Source organism: Actinomadura kijaniata NBRC 14229 (assembly GCF_001552175.1).
In the GTDB taxonomy this organism is placed as follows: domain Bacteria; phylum Actinomycetota; class Actinomycetes; order Streptosporangiales; family Streptosporangiaceae; genus Spirillospora; species Spirillospora kijaniata.
The window spans coordinates 1-20,728 of sequence record NZ_BCQR01000004.1; the positions used below are offsets into that span (position 1 = coordinate 1).

Sequence of the window (20,728 nt, forward strand, 5' to 3'; positions counted from 1 at the left end):
CCCGCCTCGCCGAGCGCGCCGACGACCTGCCCTCCCCCACCGAGGTGGCCTGGGCGCTCGCCACGACGCGTTCGACGTTCGACCACCGCGCCGTCGTCGTCGGCCGCGACCGCGCCGAGCTCCGCGCCGGGCTCGCGGCCGTCGCCGCGGGCGAGCCGCACCCGGCGGTGGTGCGGGGCGCGGCCCCCGCCGGTCCGGTCCGGACCGTCCTGGTGTTCCCGGGGCAGGGCTCGCAGTGGGAGGGCATGGCGCTCGACCTGCTGGAGCGGTCGCCGGTGTTCGCCGAGCACCTGCGCGCCTGCACCGACGCCCTCGCGCCGCACACCGGCTGGTCCCTGCTCGACGTGCTGCGCGGCGCGCCCGGCGCGCCGGGCCTGGACCGCGTGGACGTGGTCCAGCCCGCGCTGTTCGCCGTCATGACGTCGCTGGCCGAGCTCTGGAAGGCCGCGGGCGTCGTCCCGGATGCGGTCGCGGGCCACTCCCAGGGGGAGATCGCCGCCGCGTACGTGGCGGGGGCGCTGTCGCTCCCGGACGCCGCCCTGGTGGTGGCGCTCCGCAGCCGGATCCTGACCCGGCTCGCCGGGACCGGGACGATGGCCTCGGTGCCGCTGCCCGCCGACGCCGTCGCCGGACGGCTGGCGGCCGGGGCGGACGCCGACGTCCACCTCGCCGCGATCAACGGGCCGGACAGCTCCGTGGTCGCGGGCGGCGCCGACGCCGTCCGCGCGTTCGTGGCGCGGTGCGAGGCCGACGGCGTCCGCGCCCGGCTGATCGCCGTGGACTACGCCTCGCACACCCCGCACATCGAGACGCTCCGCGACGAGCTGGCGCGGGCCCTCGCCCCGGTGCGGCCGCGCGCGGGGACGGTGCCGTTCTACTCCGCCGTCACCGGCGGGATCGTGGACGGCGCCGAGCTGGACGCCGGGTACTGGTACCGCAACCTGCGGCACACCGTCCAGTTCGGCATCACCACCGAGGCGCTGCTGGACGCCGGTCACCGCCTGTTCGTCGAGGCGGCCCCGCACCCCGTCCTGACGGTGGGCGTGCGGCAGACCCTGGAACGCGCCGGGGCCGGGGCCGCGGCGATCGGCACGCTGCGGCGCGACGAGGGTGACGCCCGCGCCCTGCTCACCGCCTTCGCCGAGGCCCATGTCCACGGGGCCCCGCTGGACTGGACGAGGGTGCTCACCCCGGGGACCGGGAAGGTCGACCTGCCGACCTACGCGTTCCAGCGCGACCGGTACTGGCTGAGCCCCGCGGCCGCGACCGGCGACGTGACGGCGGCCGGGCTGACCGACACCGGCCACCCCCTGGCGGCGGCGAGCCTGCCGGTCGCCGGGGACGACCGGCGGGTCCTCAGCGGCCGGATCTCGCTGCGCACCCATCCCTGGCTCGCCGACCACCAGGTGAACGACGTGGTGCTGGTGCCTGGGACGGCGTTCGTCGAACTGGCGCTGCACGCCGCCCGCGAGGTCGGCTGCGCCGCGGTGGAGGAGCTCACCCTGCTCACCCCGCTGGTGGTGCCCGAGCGGGGCGGCGTCCGGATCCAGGTCGTCGTGGGGGCGCCCGAGGCGACCGGCGCGCGCCCCGTCACGGTGCACTCCCGCCCGGACTCCGACGACGACGCCGAGTGGACCCTGAACGCCACCGGCGCGCTGGCCCCGGAGGGCGCGGCGACCGCGGACGCGCTGCCCGAGTGGCCGCCCGCCGGAGCCGAACGGGTCGACGCCGGAGCCGTCTACGACCGGTTCACCACCAACGGCCAGACCTACGGCCCGGTCTTCCAGGGCCTGCGGGCCGCCTGGCTCCACGGCGACGACGTCTACGCCGAGGTGACCCTCCCCGAGGACGTCGGCATCGAGGGGTTCGGCGTCCATCCGGCCCTGCTGGACGCCGCCCTGCACGCCCTGATGGCGCGGCGGCCCGCGACCGACCCGTCCGAGGCGGCGGTGCTGCTGCCGTTCTCCTGGACGGGGCTGTCCCTCACCGCGACCGCGGGCCGGACGCTCCGCGCCCGGCTCCGGCCCACCGCCGACGGCGACGGCCTGACCGTGGACCTGGCCGACGGCGCGGGGCGGCCCCTCGCACGCGTCGGATCGCTCCGGCTGCGGCCGCTCGACCCCCGTCGTCTCACCGCCGACCAGGGGCGCGGCGCGGCGCTGACGACCGAGTGGGTCGAGGCCGGACCGGCCGCGGCCCCCGCCCCGACGCTGGCGTTCGTCGGCGACACCGGCGTCCCGGACGTCCGGTCCGAACGCCACGAGGACCTGGACGCGCTCCGCGCGGCCGTCGCCGACGGCGCTCCCCCGCCGCAGGCCGTCGTCATGGCCTGCCCCGGCGGGGTCACGGCCGACCCCGCCGCCGACGCGCACGCGGCGACCCGCCGCGCCCTGGAGCTGGTCCAGCGCTGGTCGGCCGACGAGACGTTCGCCGCGTCGTCCCTGGTCCTGGTGTCGCGCGGCGCTGTCCCCGGCGGCGGCCGGGAGGACGTCACGGACTTGGCGGCCGCGGCCGTGTGGGGCCTGGTGCGCAGCGCGCAGTCGGAGAACCCGTTCCGCTTCCAGCTCGTCGACGTCGACGCCGGGACCACCGAGGACGCGCTCGCCGCCGCGCTCGCGCTCGGCGAACCGCAGGCGGCGATCCGCGGCGGGAAGGTCCGCCTGCCCCGCCTGGCGCGGCGGCCCGCGGGCGATCCCGGGCAGGGCCCGGAGGTGTTCCGGGCGGACGGGACGGTGCTGGTCACCGGCGGCACCGGCACGCTCGGCGGCCTCGTCGCCCGGCACCTGGTCACCGCCCACGGCGTCCGGCACCTGGTCCTGGTCAGCCGCGCGGGACTGGCGGCGGACGGCGCGCCGGACCTGGCGGCCGAGCTGGCCGGGCTCGGCGCGACGGTCACCGTCACCGCCTGCGACACCGCCGACCGCGACGCGCTGGCCGGGGTGCTCGCCGCGATCCCCGGCGAGCACCCCCTCACCGGGGTCGTGCACGCCGCCGGGACGCTGGACGACGCGACGGTGCCCAACCTCACCCCGGACCGGCTGGACACCGTCCTGCGGCCCAAGGCCGACGCCGCCTGGAACCTGCACGTGCTCACCGCGGGGCTCGACCTGGCGGCGTTCGTCCTGTTCTCCTCCGCCGCCGGGACCCTCGGCGCCCCCGGCCAGGCCAACTACGCCGCCGCCAACGCGTTCCTCGACGCGCTCGCCGCGCACCGCCGTGCCCTCGGGCTGCCCGCCGTGTCCATGGCCTGGGGCCCGTGGGAGCCGGCGAGCGCGCTGACCCGGGGGCTGGCGGAGCAGGACCAGGCCCGGGTGACCGCCCGCCGCGGCCTGGTCCCGCTGTCCACCGGCGACGCGCTCGCCCGCTTCGACGCCGCCGTCGGCGCGGAACACGCGGTCCCGGTGCTCGCCGAACTCGACATGCGGCACCTGCGCGCGCAGGTCGTCGCCGACGCCCTGCCGCCGGTGCTGCGTGGCCTGGTGCGGGTCCCGCCGCGCCGGGCGGACGACGCCGGTGGCTCCGTCGCCGAACGGCTCGCCGGGCATGACCGCGAGGAGCAGCTGGAGATCGTGGCGGACCTGGTGCGCGGTCAGATCGCCGCCGTGCTCGGCCACGGGTCACCGGCCGGGATCGCCGTCGATCGCGCCTTCCAGGACCTGGGGTTCGACTCGCTCACCGCGGTGGAGCTGCGCAACCGGCTCGGCGGGGCGACCGGGCTCCGGCTCCCGGCCACCCTCGTCTTCGACTACCCGACGGTGCGGGCACTGTCGGAGTACGTCCTGGGCCTTCTCGCCGCGCCCGAGCCGTCGCCCGCCGACACCGTCCTGGCCTGCCTCGACCAGCTGGAGGCGGCCCTGGCGACGCTTCCGGACGGCTCCGCCCGCGAACCGGTCGACCGGCGGTTGCGGCTCCTGCTCGGGCGGACGGACGGGACGGCCGGAGCGGACGGCGCGGAGATCGAGGGCGCCTCGGCCGACGAGCTCATGGACTTCATCGACCGGGAGCTCCGGCAGGCGTGAGCGGCGACCGGCCGGCCCGGCGGATCAGGACCGCCGGGCCGGCCGGGTCAGGGCCGGTCGGGTCAGGGCCGGTCGGCGGACGGGGCCAGCGTGCCGGGGCGCAGCACCTGCCGCAGCGCCTCGTCCAGCACCTCGGCGAAGGGCTGCGGGTCGGTGCTGTCGAGCCAGTGCCGGCCCGCCACCCGGACTGCCCCCGCGACGGCCGCGGCCAGCACCGCCGGGCGCAGCTCGTCGGCGTCATCGCCCACGCGTTCGGCGATCGCGAGGGCCAGCGGCTCCTCGGCCATGGCGAACGCCTTCAGCGCCTCGCCCTGCAACGACGGCGTGGACATGATCATCTTCAGCCCGCCCCGGTCCGGCTCGGGATCGGCGAAGACCTCGATCGCCGCCGCGACGACGGCCTCGTCCAGCGGCTCCCCGGCGGGCCGGGCGCTCAGCGCGCGGCCCAGCCGCCGGGCCTGGTCGGCCTGGAAGGCGCAGATCGCCTCCTCCCGGCTGGAGAAGTAGTTGTTGTAGGTCCGGGGGGCGACCCCGGCCGCCTCGGCGATGTCACGGACCCGCACCAGAGCCAGCCCCTCGGGGCCCTTCTCCAGCGCCAGCCGCAGCGCCGCGGCGCTGATCGCCTCGCGGGTGGCCTGCTTGTTGCGCGTCCGCATGTCGTGGACTTCGTCGGCGAACATGTGCGGTCGAGGAACGGCCGGTCCAGGCTCGACAGCCGACCGCCGGTCCCCTACCCCCCTCCTCGATCTCCGGATCTCCTCAGGTCAACGCTGGATTGTTCCACGTCGGCCCGGGGCGGTCCGCGCCCGCTCACCCGGTGCGCCGGGGGCCGTTCCGCGAACCTCTTTTGATTACGCTCCATGCACTATATGCGTGGCGCGCAACTTTCGGCTAGGGTACGAACCGTCGCCTGGCACTCGAACCAGGCGAGTGCCAATCACAGTGGCGTGCCGGGACGGCGAGGCCCGTCGGGCCGTCCGTCGCGGGCGCCGTCCCGGGACGCCACCCAGAACCGCAGGAGGAGCGATGGCTGCAAAGATGATCGCGTTCGACGAGGAGGCCCGGCGCGGTCTCGAGCGCGGCATGAACCAGCTCGCCGACGCCGTCAAGGTCACCCTTGGCCCCAAGGGCCGCAACGTCGTGCTGGAGAAGAAGTGGGGCGCCCCCACCATCACCAACGACGGCGTGTCCATCGCCAAGGAGATCGAGCTCGAGGACGCCTGGGAGAAGATCGGCGCCGAGCTGGTCAAGGAAGTAGCCAAGAAGACCGACGACGTCGCCGGTGACGGCACCACCACCGCCACCGTGCTGGCCCAGGCGCTGGTCCGCGAGGGCCTGCGCAACGTCGCCGCCGGCGCCAACCCGATGTCCCTCAAGCGCGGTATCGAGGCGGCGGTCGAACGGGTCAGCCAGGAGCTGCTGAAGCTCGCCAAGGACGTGGAGACCAAGGAGCAGATCGCCTCCACCGCCTCCATCTCCGCCGGTGACGTCCAGATCGGCGAGATGATCGCCGAGGCGATGGACAAGGTCGGCAAGGAAGGCGTCATCACCGTCGAGGAGAGCAACACCTTCGGGCTGGAGCTGGAGCTCACCGAGGGCATGCGCTTCGACAAGGGCTACATCTCGCCCTACTTCATCACCGACAGCGACCGCATGGAGGCCGTGTTCGAGGACCCCTACCTGCTGATCGTCCAGAGCAAGGTCTCGGCCAACAAGGACCTGGTCCCGGTGCTGGAGCAGGTCATGCAGACCGGCAAGCCGCTGGTCATCATCGCCGAGGACGTCGACTCCGAGGCGCTCGCCACGCTGCTGGTGAACCGGATCAAGGGCCTGTTCAAGTCCGTGGCCGTCAAGGCCCCGGGCTTCGGCGACCGCCGCAAGGCCATGCTCGGCGACATCGCCACCCTGACCGGCGGCCAGGTCGTCTCCGAGGACATCGGGCTGAGGCTGGAGTCCACCACCCTGGACATGCTGGGCCACGCCCGCAAGGTCGTGGTGGCCAAGGACGAGACCACCATCGTGGACGGCGCCGGTGACGCCAACGAGATCGCGGGCCGGGTCAACCAGATCCGCACCGAGATCGAGAACACCGACTCCGACTACGACCGCGAGAAGCTCCAGGAGCGTCTGGCCAAGCTGGCCGGCGGCGTGGCCGTCATCAAGGCCGGCGCGGCCACCGAGGTGGAGCTCAAGGAGCGCAAGCACCGCATCGAGGACGCCGTCCGCAACGCCAAGGCGGCCGTCGAGGAGGGCATCATCCCCGGCGGCGGCGTGGCGCTGCTGCAGGCCTCGAACGGGGCGTTCGAGAAGCTCGACCTGGAGGGCGACGAGGCCACCGGCGCCAACATCGTCAAGCGCGCCCTGGAGGAGCCGCTGAAGCAGATCGCCGTGAACGCCGGCCTGGAGGGCGGCGTCGTGGTGGAGAAGGTCCGCAACCTGACCCCGGGCCACGGCCTCAACGCCGCCACCGGCGAGTACGTCGACATGTTCGAGGCGGGCATCATCGACCCGGCCAAGGTGACGCGTTCGGCGCTGCAGAACGCCGCCTCCATCGCGGCGCTGTTCCTCACCACCGAGGCCGTCATCGCCGACAAGCCGGAGAAGAACGCCGCTCCGGCCGGCGGCGGCGGCGACATGGGCGGCATGGACTTCTGACGTCCCCCCGCCCGTGTTCCGGGGCGCGCTCCGGCCTTCCCGCGGGAGGCCGGGGCCGCCCCGGCATCCGTGGCCCCGTTCGACCAGCCTTGCCCACCCGGCCCGAGCCGACGCAAGCCGACGTACAGCCGACCCGAGGGAGTCCGATCGTGGCGACCGCCACCAAGCTCACGCTCAAGCCGCTCGAAGACCGCATCGTGGTCCAGCAGTCCACGCCCGAGCAGGTCACCGCGTCGGGGCTGGTGATCCCCGACACCGCCCAGGAGAAGCCCCAGGAGGGGACCGTCCTCGCCGTCGGCCCCGGCCGGTGGGAGGAGGGCGGCTCGAAGCGCGTCCCGCTCGACGTGAAGGTCGGCGACACCGTTCTCTACAGCAAGTACGGCGGCACCGAGGTGCGGCACGGCGGCGAGGAGTACCTCGTGCTGTCCGCCCGTGACGTGCTCGCCGTCATCGAGAAGTGACGTGACCACGACACCGCCCCGGCCCGCCCCCTCACGGGGCGGGCCGGGGCGGTGTCGTACGCGGTCAGGACTCCCTGGGGCGGGGGACGTCCGCGGCCTGCCCGGGCTCCTTGCCGAGCTCCCTGCCGGACTCCTTGCCGGGCTCCGGCCCGGTCTTCGGCCCTGTCTTCGGCCCGGTCTTCGCCCCCAGCACCGTCGTCGGCAGGAGAAGCGTCGGCACGACGGCGAGCGCGAGGAAACCGACGCTCCACCAGAACGTGTTGTCGTAGGCGCGGGCGAGCCCGGCCGTGCCACCGGCGGACCCGTGCGCGGCCAGCTGGAACTGCAGCACCACGCCGATCACCGCGGTGCCCGCCGACAGCCCGACCTGCTGGAAGATCCGCGAGCCGCTCGCCGCCCGGGCGATCTGGTCCGGCGGCAGGCCGATGTAGAGCGCGGTCGTCATGGACAGCACCATCATGCCGAGCCCCACCCCGGTCGCGAACATGGCGACCAGGATGACGAGGTGGCCGGTGCCGGCGTCGAACTGCGTGAACAGGAAGCGGCCGAGAAGGGCGCAGGCGAGGCCCGCGAGGCCGACCTTGCGCGGCCCGAGCCGGTTGAACGCCTTCCCCATGACCAGCGAGGCGAGCGCCGATCCGACGCCCGTGGCCACCAGCAGCAGCCCGGTGCCCGACGCGCTCTCGGCGTGGACCTGCTGGAGGAACAGCGGATCCACGTACCCGGCCCCCATGGTGAGCCCGGACAGCAGCAGGAGCGCGCTGGAGGTCGCGAACCCCCGGTACCGGAACATCCGCATCGACACCAGCGCGTCGATGTTCGGCCGCGACGCGTGCAGCGCGAACGCGGCGACCAGGACCGCCCCCACCGCGAGCGGCACGATGGCCCCGGCGCCGTCGAACCCGGTGGAGGGGGCCGCGGAGAAGCCGTAGACGACCGCCACCAGCCCGGGCACCAGCAGCGCGACCCCGAGCACGTCCAGCGCGGCGCCGCTCCGCGCCCTGATGTTGGGCATGGCCCGGCTCGCCACCAGGAAGGCGACCAGCCCGATCGGAAGGTTGACGAAGAACATCCACCGCCAGCTCAGATGGTCGACGATGACCCCGCCGAGCACCGGGCCGAGGGTGGGGCCGATCAGCGCGGGCACCGCCATGAGCGACACCAGCCGGGCCCGCCGCTCGACGCCGCTGAGCTGGATGAGCATGGCCTGGCCGACCGGCACCATCATGCCGCCGCCGAGGCCCTGCAGCACCCGCGCCGCGATGAGCGTCCAGATCGAGTCCGCCACGCCGCACAGCAGCGACCCGACGAGGAACGCGGCGAGGGAGACGTTCCACATCGTCCGGGTGCCGAACCGGTCGGCCGCCCATCCGGCGACCGGCATCCCGGCCATCAACGCGAGCAGGTAGGCGGTCATCACCCACTGCACCGTGGACACCGGCACCGACAGCTCGCGCACGAACTTGTCCAGCGCGATGCTGACCATCGTCCCGTCGAGCTGCATCAGCAGCATGCCGAGCAGCACCACGCCGGTGACCTTCAGCAGCTCCGGCGAGAGACGCTGGCCGTCGCCCGCCGGAGAGTCGTCCAACTTCGCCTGCGCCATCAGAGTCCTTCGGGGTTCAGGAGGTCGCGCGCGACGCGGCGCGCCAGGCATGGCCCTCAGGCTGGCATAGCGTTGCGTGTCACGCAAGCAGGTGCGTAATCTGCAGAAGGTTGCGAGTCATGCAGAGCCCCTGCCATGCTTCAGACGACTTTTAGCGGGACGGGCTTTGCTGGACCCGGTCCGCTGTCGCGGCGGAGCCGGCCACACCGGAAAGGCATGCTGTTGCGAATCCTGTTCACCGTGCCCCCCTTCCCGACCACCCTGTTCCACGCGGTGCCGTTGGCCTGGGCGTGCCGGGCGGCCGGACACGAGGTGCGCATCGCCGCCCAGCCGGAGCTCACCCCGACGACCACCGGCATCGGGCTGATCGCGGTCGAGGTCGGCCACGGCTACGACCTGCTGGACGGCATCCTGCGGGCGCGCGGCGGCCGGCAGGTCGTCGAGTCCCCCGCCGCGGACTGGAAGCGGACGGAGCTGGCCGACTCCCCGCCGGAACCCGGCTCCGCGTCCGCCGGGCTGCCCGCCGACGAGAGGCGCAGGGCCCACGACCGGCTGCTCGCCCCGCACGTCGCGGCGTCCGCCGCGGTCGCGGACGACCTGATGCGGTTCGCCGAACGCTGGCGGCCGGACCTGGTGATCTCCGATCCGCTGCTGTTCGCCGCCCCGCTGGTGTCGGCGGCACTCGGCGTCCCGCTGCTGCGCCACCTGGTCGGGCCCGACATCTGGGGGCGGTTCTGCCCCCTGCAGGGCCAGCCGGACGACGGCGGCGCGCGGGAGCGGTGGCCGGCGGAACTCGTCGCCCTGTACGACCGCTTCGGCGTCGAGGTCCGCGACGACCATCCGGTGGGCGCGATCGACCCCTGGCCGACCAGCCTCCAGCTGCCCGGCGTCGCCGGCCGCGTCCCCGTGCGCTTCGTCCCCTACAACGGATCGGCGGCCGCGCCGGACTGGGTGCTCGACCGGCCCGGCCGGCCGCGCGTGTGCGTCACCTGGGGGACCACGACCGCCGTGCTCGGCGGTGACGACACCTTCGTCCTCCCCCGCGTCCTGGAAGCGCTCGCCGAACTCGACGTCGAGATCGTCCTGGCGGTGACCGCCGCCGAGCGGACGAGGCTCGACTGGATCCCCGGCAACGCGCGGGTCGCCGACAGCGTGCCGCTCCACCTGCTCATGCCCACCTGCGACGCGATCGTGGACCAGGGCGGCGCGGGCTCGGTCCTCACCGCGGCGGCGCACGGCGTGCCCCAGGTGATCATGCCGCGCACCGCGGACACCCCGATCGTCGCCGCCAGCTTCGGCCGCGGCGGGGCGGCCGTCACCCTGGACGCCGACGACGCGACCCGGGAGGCGATCGGCGCGGCGGTGACGCGGACGCTCACCGACGACGCGGTCCGGAACGCGGCGCTGAAGCTGGCCGACGAGATCGCCGCGACCCCGTCGCCCGCCGCCGTGGTGGGCGCGCTGGAGGACCTGGTCGCCCGGCGCCCCGGCGCCCGCGCGTGACCGCACCGGCCGGGGCCGCGCGGTCCCGCGCCGGTAGCCCACCCTCGTTGATCACAGGAGGCAGGATGGCCGCCGAGACCTTCGCCCAGATGCCGTCGCTCGCCGACGGCGGCGCCGAGACGCTGGCCTGGATGCGGCGGATGCGTGACGAGCAGCCGCTCTGGGTGGACGCCGCCAACATGCACCACGTCTTCCGGTACGCCGACGTGCAGGCGGTGATGTCCGACCCCGCGCGGTTCTCCTCCAACATCGGCCGGATCCTGCCCGGCCACGACCCCGAGCAGATCAGCGCCAACCTGCCCTGGCTGGACCCCCCGGACCACCGGCGGCTGCGGCAGCTCGTCAGCCAGGCGTTCGCCCCGAAGACGGTGGTCGGCCTGCGGCCGCGGATCACCGAGATCGCCGCGGGCCTGCTGGCCGCCGTGCCGGACGGCGAGTTCGACTTCGTCGAGCGGGTGGCGTACCCGCTGCCGGTGATCGTCGTCGCCGAGCTGCTCGGCCTGCCCCCGGCCGACCGCGCGTTCTTCCGGGACTGCGCCGACCGGCTGCTGGGCGTCGGCGACGCCGGGTCGGCGGAGGCGGGCAGCGCGGCCATCGCGGAGGCGAACAGGGAGCTCCGGGAGTACCTCACCGCCGAGGCCGGGCGGCAGCGCGGAAGCCGGTCCGACGGCCTGATCGCGGCGCTCACCGCCGCCGAGCTCGACGGTCAGCGGCTGAGCGACGTGCAGGTCGCCACCATCGCCGGGCTGCTGCTCACCGCCGGTCACATCACCACCACGATGGTGCTCGGGAACGCCCTGCTGTGCCTGCGGGACAACCCCGAGGCCGAGGCGCGGACGCGCGCGGACCGTTCCCTGGTGCCCGCCGCGCTGGAGGAGGTCGTCCGGCAGCGGCCGCCGTTCCCCCGCGTCGTCCGGGTCAGCACGCAGGACGTGGCGATCGCGGGAGGCGTGATCCCGGCCCAGCGGCTCGTCGTGGCCTCGACGCTCTCGGCCAACCACGACGAGCGGCAGTTCCCGGACCCGGAGCGGTTCGACATCGACCGGCATCCCAACCGGCACATCGGGTTCGGCCACGGCATCCACTTCTGCCTCGGCGCCCCGCTGGCCCGGGCGGAGACCCAGATCATGCTCGACCTGCTGTTCGACGAATTCGCCGAGCTGCGGGTCGTCGGGGAGCCGGTCCACAATGAGTCCGAGTATTTCGGAACCAGGAAGATGACGGTCTTCGCGCGCCGCTCGTGAAGGAAATGCGAAGTTCCCGGACGGTGATGAGAAAAACGCGAACCGCACGCGTTCCGAACGACCCTGTGATTTTCTGGGAACGCACAACCGGCCATCCGCCGGAAGCCACCTGACGGCGTCACGAAGAAAGAGAAAAGAAAATGGAGTACATCCGACTGGGATCGGCCGGTCTGAAGGTGAGCCGGCTCGCGCTCGGCTGCATGAGCTTCGGCACCCCCTCTCCGCTGAGCCCGTGGGTGCTCGACGACGAGGCGGCCGAGCCGCTGTTCCGGCAGGCGGTCGAGCTGGGCATCACCTTCTGGGACACCGCCAACATCTACGGGATGGGCACCTCGGAGGAGATCGTCGGGCGCGCGTTGCGGAAGTACGCCAGCCGCGAGGAGATCGTCCTGGCGACCAAGGTGCTCTTCCCGATGCGGCAGGGCCCCTCCCGTCCCGGGCTGTCCCGCAAGGCGATCATCGAGCAGCTCGACGCCTCGCTGACCCGGCTCGGCACCGACCACGTCGACCTCTACCAGATCCACCGGTTCGACCCCGAGACACCGGTGGAGGAGACGATGGAGGCGCTGCATGACGTCATCAAGGCGGGCAAGGTCCGCTACATCGGCGCGTCGTCGATGTGGGCCTGGCAGTTCGCCAAGATGCAGCACGCCGCGCAGGCGAACGGGTGGACCCGGTTCGTCTCCATGCAGGACCAGTACAGCCTGCTCCAGCGCGAGGAGGAGCGGGAGATGTTCGGCCTGCTCGCCGACCAGGGCGTGGGCAGCCTGCCGTGGAGTCCGCTGGCCGGGGGACGGCTCGCCCGCCCGTGGGGCGAGGGCGGCACGGCCCGCGCCGAGGTCAGCCCGCCCACCGATCCGTGGGGCCGGCCGCTGTTCCTCGACAGCGACAAGGCGATCGTGCAGGCGGTGCAGCGGATCGCCGAGGAGAGGGGCGTCTCGATGGCGACGGTGGCCATGGCCTGGGTGCTGAGGAACCCGGTCGTGACCGCCCCGATCGTCGGCGCCACCAAGCCGCACCACCTGGCCGACGCCGCCGCGGCCCTGGAGATCCGGCTCACCGACGAGGAGGTCTCCGCGCTCGAATCCCCCTACGCCCCGCGCCTGCCCACGCATTTCTGAGCCCGTGGCGCGGGCGGCCCGGTGGGGCCACCCGCGCCGGGGAAACCGTTCCGTCCACGTTTTAGAGGGGCTTCAGGCATACGTGATGCCATGACATCCGGCGACGGATCCGAAAGGACGACGATGGCGACCAAGGACACCCCGGACGAGCGGAAGAAACCGGCTCCGGAGATCTCGAACCCGACGGAGCTGGCCGATGCCTATCTCGGCCTTCTGAAGAAATGCCTGCTGCGTTTCCACGACGGCGCCGCCTTTCCCTACTCGCCCGACTCGGATCCCGTCGACGCGCGCATGAGCACCCTGCTGAGCAAGGGGATCATGCCGTCGCCGGGCGCGGACACCATGGTCAGCCAGGAACGGCTGGACAACATCCACCACGCCGCCGCGACGGTCATCCGGGAGGGCGTTCCGGGCGACTTCATCGAGACGGGCGTCTGGCGCGGCGGCTCGTGCATCCTCATGCGCGCCGCGCTCACGGCGTACGGGGACCGCACCCGCAAGGTCTGGGTCGCCGACTCCTTCGACGGGTTCCCGCCGCCGACCGACAAGTACCCGTCGGACCCGTGGCAGGGACGCAGCCAGGACATCATCGGCACGCTCGGCGTCTCGCTCAAGGTCACCTTCGAGGAGGTGAAGGAGCGTTTCGCCCGGTACGGACTGCTCGACGAGCGGGTGGAGTTCCTGACCGGGTTCTTCGAGCACACCCTGCCGTCGGCGCCGATCGACAGGCTGGCGATCCTCCGCCTGGACGGCGACCTGTACCAGTCCACCTACGAGGCGCTCGAAGCGCTCTACCCGAAGCTGTCGGTCGGCGGCTACTGCATCATCGACGACTACTTCTACACGATGTGCAGCAAGGCCGTGGACGACTACCGCCGCAAGCACAACATCGACGAGCCCATCGAGGCCGTCGACTGGACGTGCGTGCAGTGGCGGAAGGCCGGGTGACCGAGCTCGCCGGGACTCGCAGCCGGTCCCGGCGAACGCCGGCCGGGGTTAGTGCCGCCCCGGCCGGCCCCCGGCCCTACCGACCTAATCCGGGAGCCCGAGCAGGTCGAGGACGGACGGCGCCAGGTCGCGGGCCCAGGGCGGGTCCGCACCGGGAACGCCGACGGTCGCGGCGGCGATGTGCGCGGCGAACGTCAGGGCCGTCCGGACCTGCTCCGGCCGCACCGCCTCCAGGCGCCCGCCGAGGAGGGCGCCGCGGTTCAGCCAGTGCAGCAGGGCCGCCATGAACGCGTCGCCCGCCCCCACCGTGTCGGCCACCCGGGTGGGGACGCCGGGGACCTCGACGCGCTCGCCGGACAGGGACGCCACCGCGCCGTCCGCGCCGCGCGTCACCACGATCAGGCGCACCCCCGAGGCGTGCCAGGTGTCGCAGACCTCCGCGAGGGACAGGCCGAGGGCGTCCAGGTCGTCCTCGCTGAGGCGGATCACGTCCGCCAGCCGCGCCCAGCGCGGCAGGCGTTCGCGGTAGACGGCCGGGGCGATGATGCCGGGACGCACGTTCGGGTCGATGGAGACCGTCGCGTGGGGGCGCACCCGTTCCAGGACCTCCTCGATGAGCGGGCCGCCGGGGTCGGTCGCCAGCGCCAGGGAGCCCGTGTGCACGGCCGCCCCGTCCGGGACGCGCGCGGCCAGCTCCTCGCGGGTCCACTGCCAGTCCGCCGTGCCGCGCGCGTAGAAGTCGTACTCGGCCTGCCCGTCCTCGCCCACCGTCGCGACGGCGAGGGTCGCCTCCTGCGGCGCGGCCACGCAGCCCGACACGTCCACGTCCGACTCCGCCAGGTGGCGGCGCAGCAGCCGCCCGAACGCCCCGGTGCTCAGCCGCCCCAGGAAGCGCGTCGGGGTGCCGAGGCGGGCCAGCGCGACGGCGGTGTTGGCGGGGCCGCCGCCGGGCCGGACCTCCAGGCGCAGCGGCGGGTCGAGGCCGCGGTCGGGCAGGAACGCGTCGGCGACGGTCTCGCCGATCACCGTGAGGGGCTGCGGGTCCATCCGCCGCACTGTACTCAGCCGCCCGCGGGTTCGCGGCCCACGGTCATGGCCTTGATCAGGCCATCGCCGGTGAACCCGACCGTCACCTGGTCGCCCGCGCCGGACCGGCCGTCGATCACCTCGGCCGACTCCCTGATCCGGAACCCGTGGTGGGACAGGAAGCCGCGCACGACCCGGCGCGCCTCGCCGGGGAAGAGGCCGGCGGCGGTCATCAGCAGGCGCGGCGCGCGGAGCCGGTCGAACGCGGCGGCGGGCAGCGCGGGGTCGTCGAGGTGGACGTAGGCCGTGCCCCGCCCGTCGTTGATGCCGTAGCTGACCACGCCGTTGCCGCCGAGCAGCATCCCGGAGGTGATCGCGATGCTGGTCGCGGCCTGGTGCGGGTCGGGGAAGCCGGACAGGTCCTGGTGCCCGGCGGCCAGCTCGGCGATGCCGTGCTCCTCGCCGTGCTCGCGGACGGCGCGCAGCGGGACGACGGCGGGATGGCCGGCGGCGAACGCCTCGTTCGCCCACGACCACAGCCACGTGCGGCTGAGGTGGGAGAAGCTGCCCAGCAGCGTCACGCCGCCGTAGGCGCGGCCGTCGCAGGTGAGGGTCCGCGCGTCCAGGTCGATCGCCAGGCCGCCGGTGAGCAGGTCGTTGACCTGCTCCTGCCGGTCGAACGCGGCGGCCGCCACCCAGCTCGCCAGCGCCTCGAACTCCGGGCTGTGCGCGCCCGGCCCGGCCAGGAAGTCCCGCCAGTACGCGGCCCGGCGTTCGTCGCCGTGGGCGCGGTACAGCTCGTCGAGCCGGCGCGCGGCGGCCTCGTCACCGGCCTCGTACACCGCGCGGCGGAACCAGGTCACGGCGGTGTCCAGGTCCCCGCCGTTCGCGTGGTGGTCGCCCAGGGCCCCCGCGGCCCGGGGGTGCCCGAGTTCGGCCGCGCGCCGCCAGGACGCCAGCATCCCGCCGGTGTCGCCCCGGTCCGCGCACACGAAGCCCAGGTTGAACGCCGCGCCCGCGTTGCCGCGCTCGGCCGCGCGGCCGTACCAGGTCGCGGCCTGTTCCAGGTCGCCGCGCCCGTCGTCGTCGTACAGCCGCCCCAGGTTGAACGCCGCCGCGTGCGAGCCCAGCTCCCAGGCGCGCCGGTACAGCTCCATCGCGGCGGGGACGTCGCGTTTCTCGACCAGGACCGCCAGGTTCAGCACGCCGCCGGGGTCGCCGCCGTCGGCGGCCTCGCGGTACCGGCGTTCGGCCTCCTCCGGCTCGCCCCGGCGCTCGGCCGCCAGGCCGAGTTCGAGGGCGCTCCCGGCGTGGCCCGTCGCGGCGGCGCGGCGGAACAGTTCCTCCGCCCGCGCGTCGTCACCCTGGCGGATCGCCGCCACACCCGCCTCGTACAGCTCGTTCGCTTCCGGCACCATGGCGACTAGGACGGGTCGGAGGCCTCGCCGCGTTCCCGGAGCAGGGACCTCAGTTCGGCGAGCTGCCGGGCGGACAGGTCCTTCTCGGTGCCGTTGATGCCCATGGCGCCGACGGAGGTGCCGTCGGCCAGGTCCAGGGTGGGCCACGGCTCGCCGACGGCCATGTCGGCGTCCAGGACCTCGGCCCACTCCAGGCGGCGGGTGCGGAACGCGTTGACCACGGTCAGCCCGGTCTCGTCGGCCACCACGCGGCAGCGCGCCAGCATGTGCAGGATCCAGGCGATGAACGCCCCGGACAGCACGATCAGGACGCGGTCGAACAGCTTGAACTGGGGCGCCACCACGACGGCGAGCACGATCATGCCCAGCATGATCACGCCCGCCGTCGCGTAGGCCACGACGCGTGTGGTGCGCGGACGCCACACCGTCGGCAGGGCCGGGATCTCAGTCAACGATCTTGGAAATCGGGATCTCGAGGATGTCGTGGGCGCCCGCGGCCTTCAGCGCCGGGATGAGGGTGTTGACGCCGCGCTTGGCGACCACGCTCTCCACCGCGCTGCTGTCGCCGCCGGCCAGCGAGGTGACCGTGGGCGAGGACATCGACGGCATGATGTCCAGCACGGCCTGGAGGTTCGCGGCGGCGACGTTCAGCTTCAGCAGCACGTTGCCCCGGGCCCGGATCGCCCCCTGGAGCAGCAGCGCGACGTCCTCCATCGCGGCGCGCTTCTCGGGGTCCTCGTAGGCCTCCCGGTTCGCCACCAGCTCGGTGTAGCTGGTCAGCAGCGTGTCCAGGATGCGCAGGCCGTTCTTGCGCAGCGACGAGCCGGTCTCGGTCAGGTCCACGATCACGTCGACGATGTCGGGGACCTTCGCCTCGGTCGCGCCGTAGGACGGGACGACCTTGGCCTTGACGCCGTGCCGCTCCAGGAACCGCTTGGTCATGGCGGGGAACTCGGTGGAGATCCGCACGCCCTCGGGCAGGTCGGAGACCTTCTGCCAGGGGGCGTCGTTGGGCACCGCCATGATCACGCGGACCGGGTTGTCGGTCGCCTTGGAGTACTTCAGCTCACCGAGGCTGACGACGTCGGCGTCGGTCTCGGTGATCCAGTCCCGGCCGGTGATGCCGAGGTCGAACAGGCCCTGTTCCAGGTAGGTGGGGATCTCCTGGGGGCGCAGCACCCGGACCCGGTCGATGCGCGGGTCGTCGATCTGGGCGCGGTAGTCGCGGTCCGAGGAGCGGCGGACCGTCAGGTCGGCCGCGTCGAACAGCGTCATGGTCGCCTTCTCCAGGGACCCCTTGGGCAGGACGAGAGACAGCACGGTGAAACCCTTCCGTGGGTGGGATTGTCGGGAACGTCCGGGACGATCAGGAGCTCAGATGCTCCGCGCCATGCCCGGCGTGACCGTGATGCCGCAGCCCTCGCAGGGTCAGTGCCGTGTCGAGTGCGGCCACAGTCGCCTCCCATCCCTTGTCCTCGTGACTGTCCGGCAGTCCGGCGCGGTCGAGCGCCTGTTCCATGGTGTCACATGTGAGCACGCCGTTGCCCACCGGAGTGGACTCGTCGAGCGCGACGCGGGTCACACCGGAGGTCACCGAGTCGCACACGTAGTCGAAATGGGCGGTCTCGCCGCGGATGACCGCGCCGAGCACCACCACCGCGTCCAGGTCCCGGGCGAGCTGCTGCGCGACCACCGGGAGCTCCAGCGCCCCGGCGACGCGGACCACGACCGGCTCGGCGACCCCGCACGCCTTGGCGGCGTCGGCCGCGCGCTCCAGCAGGCGGTCGGTGATCGGCGCGTGCCAGCGGGTGCAGACGATGCCCAGCGTGAGCCCGGACGCTTCGACGGCGCCGTCCTCGGGACGCCCCGCTCCGCTCATCTCGTGCCTCCCGCGCATTTCCGGGGCGCCTCAAGGCGCCGTCTTCCCTCGTCGCTCTGGTCGCTTCGCTCCCGCTTCGCTCGCTGCACTCGCTCCGCGCGGACGCAGTGCCCATCGGCTCGCTGCGCTCGCGGGTCAGTCCAGACGACGCCGCGCCCCTCCAACGCGCTCATCGCGTGCCTCCCGCGCACTTCCGGGGCGCCTCAAGGCGCCGTCTTCCCTCGTCGCTCTGGTCGCTCCGCTCCCGCTTCGCTCGCTGCACTCGCTCCGCGCGGACGCAGTGCCCATCGGCTCGCTGCGCTCGCGGGTCAGTCCAGACGACGCCGCGCCCCTCCAGCGCGCTCATCTCAGATCTCCCCGATCGCGTGGCCGAGACGGTCGCGCTTGACCGTCAGGTAACGGCGGTTGTGCTCGGTGACCACCACGGGCATCGCCTCGCGGCCCAGCACCCCGATGCCGAACCCGTCCAGCCCGGCGAGCTTGGCCGGGTTGTTGGTCAGCACCCGGATCGAGCGTACCCCCAGGTCACGCAGCATGTGGGCAGCGTTGGAGTATTCGCGCGCGTCGGCGGGCAGCCCGAGCTCCAGGTTGGCGTCGACGGTGTCGGAGCCGTTGTCCTGAAGGGCATAGGCCTTCAGCTTGGCCAGCAGGCCGATGCCGCGGCCCTCGTGACCGCGCAGGTACAGCACGACGCCCCGGCCCTCGGCGCTGATGCGCTCCATGGCGGCGTCGAGCTGGGGGCCGCAGTCGCAGCGCTCGGAGTGCAGCACGTCGCCGGTCAGACATTCGGAGTGGGCGCGGACCAGCACGTCCTCGCCGTCGCCGAGGTCGCCGTAGACGAGCGCGACGTGCTCGCCGCCGTCGATGGCGCTGGCGAACCCGACGGCCCGCCACATGCCGAACCGGTTCGGCACGCGGGTCTCGACCTCGCGGGTGACCATCGTCTCGGTGCGCTTGCGGTACTCCACCAGCTGCTCGATGGAGATCAGCTTCAGGCCGTGCTCCTTGGCGAACACCTGGAGCTCGGGCAGGCGGGCCATGGTGCCGTCGTCGTTGACGATCTCGGCGAGCACGCCCGCCGGGCGCAGCCCCGCCAGGCGGGCCAGGTCCACGGCGGCCTCGGTGTGGCCGCGGCGGCGCAGCACGCCGCCCTCGCGGTAGCGCAGCGGGAAGATGTGGCCGGGCCGGACCAGCTCGTACGGCTCGGTCGCGGTGTCGCACAGGGTACGGATGGTCTTCGCGCGGTCGGCCGCCGAGATCCCGGTGGTGACGCCGTCGCGGGCGTCCACGCTGATCGTGTAGGCGGTGCGCATCCGCTCGGTGTTCTGCGAGGTCATCAGCGGCAGGTGCAGCCGGTCCAGGTCCTCGCCGGTCATCGGCACGCAGATCACGCCGCTGGTGTGGCGGATGGTGAACGTCAGCAGCTCCGGCGTCGCCTTGGCCGCCGCGAAGATGATGTCGCCCTCGTTCTCGCGGTCCTCGTCGTCGACCACCACGACGGCCCTGCCCGCCGCGATGTCGGCGACGGCGTCCTCGATCGGGTCGAAGATCCCTGCGTTGGAGTCGTTGCCGCTCATGCGGTCACCGCCTTGCTCTCGTTCTGGGGGGTGGGAACCTCGCGCCGCCGGGACTCGCGCAGCCAGTTGCGGAACCCGACCATGACCATGACGAAGAAGATGCCGTAGACGGCGGCGGACACGTACAGCCCCGACTTCAGGGCCAGCGGCACGCCGACCAGGTCGACCAGCACCCAGATGATCCAGAAGTCGACCAGGGCGCGGCTCTGCGCGAACGTCGCGACCGCGCTGCCGACGAAGATGTAGGCGTTGGCCCACGGCGACCAGGCGATCTTCAGCCAGTCCAGGTGGATGAACAGCTGCGCCACCAGAACGGTGCCGATGACCAGGGCCGCCAGCAGGACCGCGCGCTCCCGGGCGGTGGCCTGCCGGACGACCAGGCCGTGGTCCGCGCGGCGGCCGCGCGTCCAGGAGTACCAGCCGAACAGGGCCAGGCCGATGAACAGGACCTGCTTGAGGGCGTTGCCGGGGGCCGCCGCGTGCAGCGAGGCGGCCAGCAGCAGCGCCGCGCCGGTGAGCTGGACGGGCCACGTCCAGATGGTCTTGCGCATCGCCAGCCAGACGACGGCCAGCGACAGGACGTTGCCGACCAGGTCGGTCCACAGGATGTGCTCACCGAAGACGGTGAAGCTCGCGTTCAGCCAGCTCACGCGCGGGCTCCGATCATGCGCTCGACGTACTTGGCCACCACGTCGACCTCCAGGTTCACGGGGTCGCCCGGCCGCTTGTGGCCGAGCGTGGTGAGGGCGAGGGTGGTGGGGATGAGCGCGACGGTGAAGAAGTCGTCACCCGCCTCCACGACGGTCAGGCTGATGCCGTCCACGGTGATGGAGCCCTTGTCGACCACGTAGCGGGCCAGGTGGGCGGGCAGGGAGACCGTCACGACGTCCCAGCGTTCGCCGGGCTCGCGGGAGACGATCTCGCCGACCCCGTCGACGTGGCCCTGCACCAGGTGGCCGCCGAGACGGTCGGCCAGGCGCACGGGTCGTTCCAGGTTGACCTTGGACCCCGCGGCGAGCGCGCCGAGGCTGCTCTTGTCGAGGGTCTCCTTCACGACGTCGGCGGTGAACCGACCGTCGATGGCCTCCACCACCGTGAGGCAGACTCCGTTGACGGCGATCGACGCGCCGTGGACGGCGTCCTGGGTGACGAGGGGTCCGCGGACCGTGAGCCGGGCCGAGTCGCCCAGCGACTCGACGGCCTCGATCTCGCCGAGTTCCTCGACGATGCCGGTGAACATCTCCCGGGCCTCCATTGCTCTGGGGCGAAGG

At 73.4% G+C, this 20,728-nt stretch carries 17 protein-coding genes; 7 read left to right on the forward strand and 10 right to left on the reverse strand.

Features of this window, described 5'->3' with window-relative positions:
- On the forward strand, positions 1 to 4,019 hold a 4,019-nt coding region (locus tag AKI01S_RS01185; protein WP_157419579.1), incomplete at its 5' end, for a type I polyketide synthase.
- Between the two features lie 62 nt (positions 4,020 to 4,081).
- Here AKI01S_RS01185 and AKI01S_RS01190 read toward each other — a convergent pair.
- Entirely contained in the window at positions 4,082 to 4,699 is a 618-nt protein-coding gene (locus AKI01S_RS01190) for a TetR/AcrR family transcriptional regulator (RefSeq protein ID WP_067811292.1), read from the reverse strand.
- Positions 4,700 to 5,045: 346 nt separating this feature from the next.
- On the opposite strand from AKI01S_RS01190, the gene groL reads away from it, so the two are divergent.
- Together groL and groES are read left to right on the forward strand one after the other, a co-directional pair.
- Complete coding sequence (gene groL, locus AKI01S_RS01195; RefSeq protein WP_067811295.1) at positions 5,046 to 6,674, forward strand: chaperonin GroEL; 1,629 nt, start codon at positions 5,046 to 5,048, stop codon at positions 6,672 to 6,674.
- A gap of 149 nt (positions 6,675 to 6,823) precedes the next feature.
- Positions 6,824 to 7,135 carry a co-chaperone GroES gene (groES, locus tag AKI01S_RS01200; RefSeq protein ID WP_067811299.1) on the forward strand — a complete coding sequence of 104 codons (312 nt, stop codon included), beginning with the start codon at positions 6,824 to 6,826 and terminating at the stop codon, positions 7,133 to 7,135.
- Positions 7,136 to 7,199: 64 nt separating this feature from the next.
- Here groES and AKI01S_RS01205 read toward each other — a convergent pair whose 3' ends face one another.
- Positions 7,200 to 8,741, reverse strand: a complete 1,542-nt coding sequence (locus AKI01S_RS01205; RefSeq protein WP_067811301.1) for an MDR family MFS transporter — start codon at positions 8,739 to 8,741, stop codon at positions 7,200 to 7,202.
- Positions 8,742 to 8,957: 216 nt separating this feature from the next.
- Here AKI01S_RS01205 and AKI01S_RS01210 point away from each other — a divergent pair, with 216 nt between their 5' ends.
- The 4 genes from AKI01S_RS01210 to AKI01S_RS01225 all read left to right on the forward strand — a co-directional run bounded on the left by AKI01S_RS01210 (position 8,958) and on the right by AKI01S_RS01225 (position 13,557).
- Entirely contained in the window at positions 8,958 to 10,244 is a 1,287-nt protein-coding gene (locus tag AKI01S_RS01210; protein ID WP_083998723.1) for a nucleotide disphospho-sugar-binding domain-containing protein, read from the forward strand.
- Positions 10,245 to 10,309: 65 nt separating this feature from the next.
- Positions 10,310 to 11,488, forward strand: coding sequence for a cytochrome P450 (locus AKI01S_RS01215; RefSeq protein WP_067811304.1), 1,179 nt, complete (start codon positions 10,310 to 10,312; stop codon positions 11,486 to 11,488).
- A gap of 140 nt (positions 11,489 to 11,628) precedes the next feature.
- Positions 11,629 to 12,609, forward strand: a complete 981-nt coding sequence (locus AKI01S_RS01220; RefSeq protein ID WP_067811307.1) for an aldo/keto reductase — start codon at positions 11,629 to 11,631, stop codon at positions 12,607 to 12,609.
- Between the two features lie 123 nt (positions 12,610 to 12,732).
- Complete coding sequence (locus tag AKI01S_RS01225) at positions 12,733 to 13,557, forward strand: TylF/MycF/NovP-related O-methyltransferase (RefSeq protein ID WP_067811309.1); 825 nt, start codon at positions 12,733 to 12,735, stop codon at positions 13,555 to 13,557.
- Between the two features lie 84 nt (positions 13,558 to 13,641).
- On the opposite strand, the gene AKI01S_RS01230 is transcribed toward AKI01S_RS01225, so the two are convergent.
- The 8 genes from AKI01S_RS01230 to AKI01S_RS01265 all read right to left on the reverse strand — a co-directional run bounded on the left by AKI01S_RS01230 (position 13,642) and on the right by AKI01S_RS01265 (position 20,697).
- Complete coding sequence (locus AKI01S_RS01230; RefSeq protein WP_067811312.1) at positions 13,642 to 14,604, reverse strand: carbohydrate kinase family protein; 963 nt, start codon at positions 14,602 to 14,604, stop codon at positions 13,642 to 13,644.
- 14 nt (positions 14,605 to 14,618) lie between these two features.
- Complete coding sequence (locus AKI01S_RS01235; RefSeq protein ID WP_067811314.1) at positions 14,619 to 16,001, reverse strand: tetratricopeptide repeat protein; 1,383 nt, start codon at positions 15,999 to 16,001, stop codon at positions 14,619 to 14,621.
- A 5-nt stretch (positions 16,002 to 16,006) separates the two neighbouring features.
- The gene (locus AKI01S_RS01240) at positions 16,007 to 16,453 is read right to left on the reverse strand and encodes a PH domain-containing protein (RefSeq protein WP_067811317.1); all 447 of its coding nucleotides are present in this window, start codon (positions 16,451 to 16,453) and stop codon (positions 16,007 to 16,009) included.
- Positions 16,446 to 17,321, reverse strand: a complete 876-nt coding sequence (hisG, locus tag AKI01S_RS01245) for an ATP phosphoribosyltransferase (protein WP_067811319.1) — start codon at positions 17,319 to 17,321, stop codon at positions 16,446 to 16,448. The genes AKI01S_RS01240 and hisG overlap by 8 nt, the downstream gene beginning before the upstream one ends.
- A gap of 46 nt (positions 17,322 to 17,367) precedes the next feature.
- The gene (ribH, locus tag AKI01S_RS01250; RefSeq protein ID WP_067811563.1) at positions 17,368 to 17,880 is read right to left on the reverse strand and encodes a 6,7-dimethyl-8-ribityllumazine synthase; all 513 of its coding nucleotides are present in this window, start codon (positions 17,878 to 17,880) and stop codon (positions 17,368 to 17,370) included.
- Between the two features lie 347 nt (positions 17,881 to 18,227).
- Positions 18,228 to 19,457: a bifunctional 3,4-dihydroxy-2-butanone-4-phosphate synthase/GTP cyclohydrolase II gene (locus tag AKI01S_RS01255; RefSeq protein WP_067811322.1), complete on the reverse strand. Its 1,230-nt coding sequence runs from the start codon at positions 19,455 to 19,457 to the stop codon at positions 18,228 to 18,230.
- Positions 19,454 to 20,107, reverse strand: a complete 654-nt coding sequence (pnuC, locus tag AKI01S_RS01260; protein ID WP_067811325.1) for a nicotinamide riboside transporter PnuC — start codon at positions 20,105 to 20,107, stop codon at positions 19,454 to 19,456. Before pnuC ends, AKI01S_RS01255 begins: the two co-directional genes overlap by 4 nt.
- Positions 20,104 to 20,697 carry a riboflavin synthase gene (locus AKI01S_RS01265; protein ID WP_067811564.1) on the reverse strand — a complete coding sequence of 198 codons (594 nt, stop codon included), beginning with the start codon at positions 20,695 to 20,697 and terminating at the stop codon, positions 20,104 to 20,106. The genes pnuC and AKI01S_RS01265 overlap by 4 nt, the downstream gene beginning before the upstream one ends.
- Positions 20,698 to 20,728: the final 31 nt, after the last annotated feature.

Bases quoted from the DNA above. Each gene is read 5' to 3' on its own strand.
- ribH (WP_067811563.1), bottom strand. From the start codon at position 17,880: ATGAGCGGAGCGGGGCGTCCCGAGGACGGCGCCGTCGAAGCGTCCGGG.
- AKI01S_RS01205 (WP_067811301.1), bottom strand. From the start codon at position 8,741: ATGGCGCAGGCGAAGTTGGACGACTCTCCGGCGGGCGACGGCCAGCGT.
- AKI01S_RS01235 (WP_067811314.1), bottom strand. From the start codon at position 16,001: ATGGTGCCGGAAGCGAACGAGCTGTACGAGGCGGGTGTGGCGGCGATC.
- AKI01S_RS01215 (WP_067811304.1), top strand. From the start codon at position 10,310: ATGGCCGCCGAGACCTTCGCCCAGATGCCGTCGCTCGCCGACGGCGGC.
- AKI01S_RS01255 (WP_067811322.1), bottom strand. From the start codon at position 19,457: ATGAGCGGCAACGACTCCAACGCAGGGATCTTCGACCCGATCGAGGAC.
- AKI01S_RS01265 (WP_067811564.1), bottom strand. From the start codon at position 20,697: ATGTTCACCGGCATCGTCGAGGAACTCGGCGAGATCGAGGCCGTCGAG.
- AKI01S_RS01220 (WP_067811307.1), top strand. From the start codon at position 11,629: ATGGAGTACATCCGACTGGGATCGGCCGGTCTGAAGGTGAGCCGGCTC.
- AKI01S_RS01190 (WP_067811292.1), bottom strand. From the start codon at position 4,699: ATGTTCGCCGACGAAGTCCACGACATGCGGACGCGCAACAAGCAGGCC.
- AKI01S_RS01230 (WP_067811312.1), bottom strand. From the start codon at position 14,604: ATGGACCCGCAGCCCCTCACGGTGATCGGCGAGACCGTCGCCGACGCG.
- groL (WP_067811295.1), top strand. From the start codon at position 5,046: ATGGCTGCAAAGATGATCGCGTTCGACGAGGAGGCCCGGCGCGGTCTC.
- AKI01S_RS01225 (WP_067811309.1), top strand. From the start codon at position 12,733: ATGGCGACCAAGGACACCCCGGACGAGCGGAAGAAACCGGCTCCGGAG.
- AKI01S_RS01210 (WP_083998723.1), top strand. From the start codon at position 8,958: ATGCTGTTGCGAATCCTGTTCACCGTGCCCCCCTTCCCGACCACCCTG.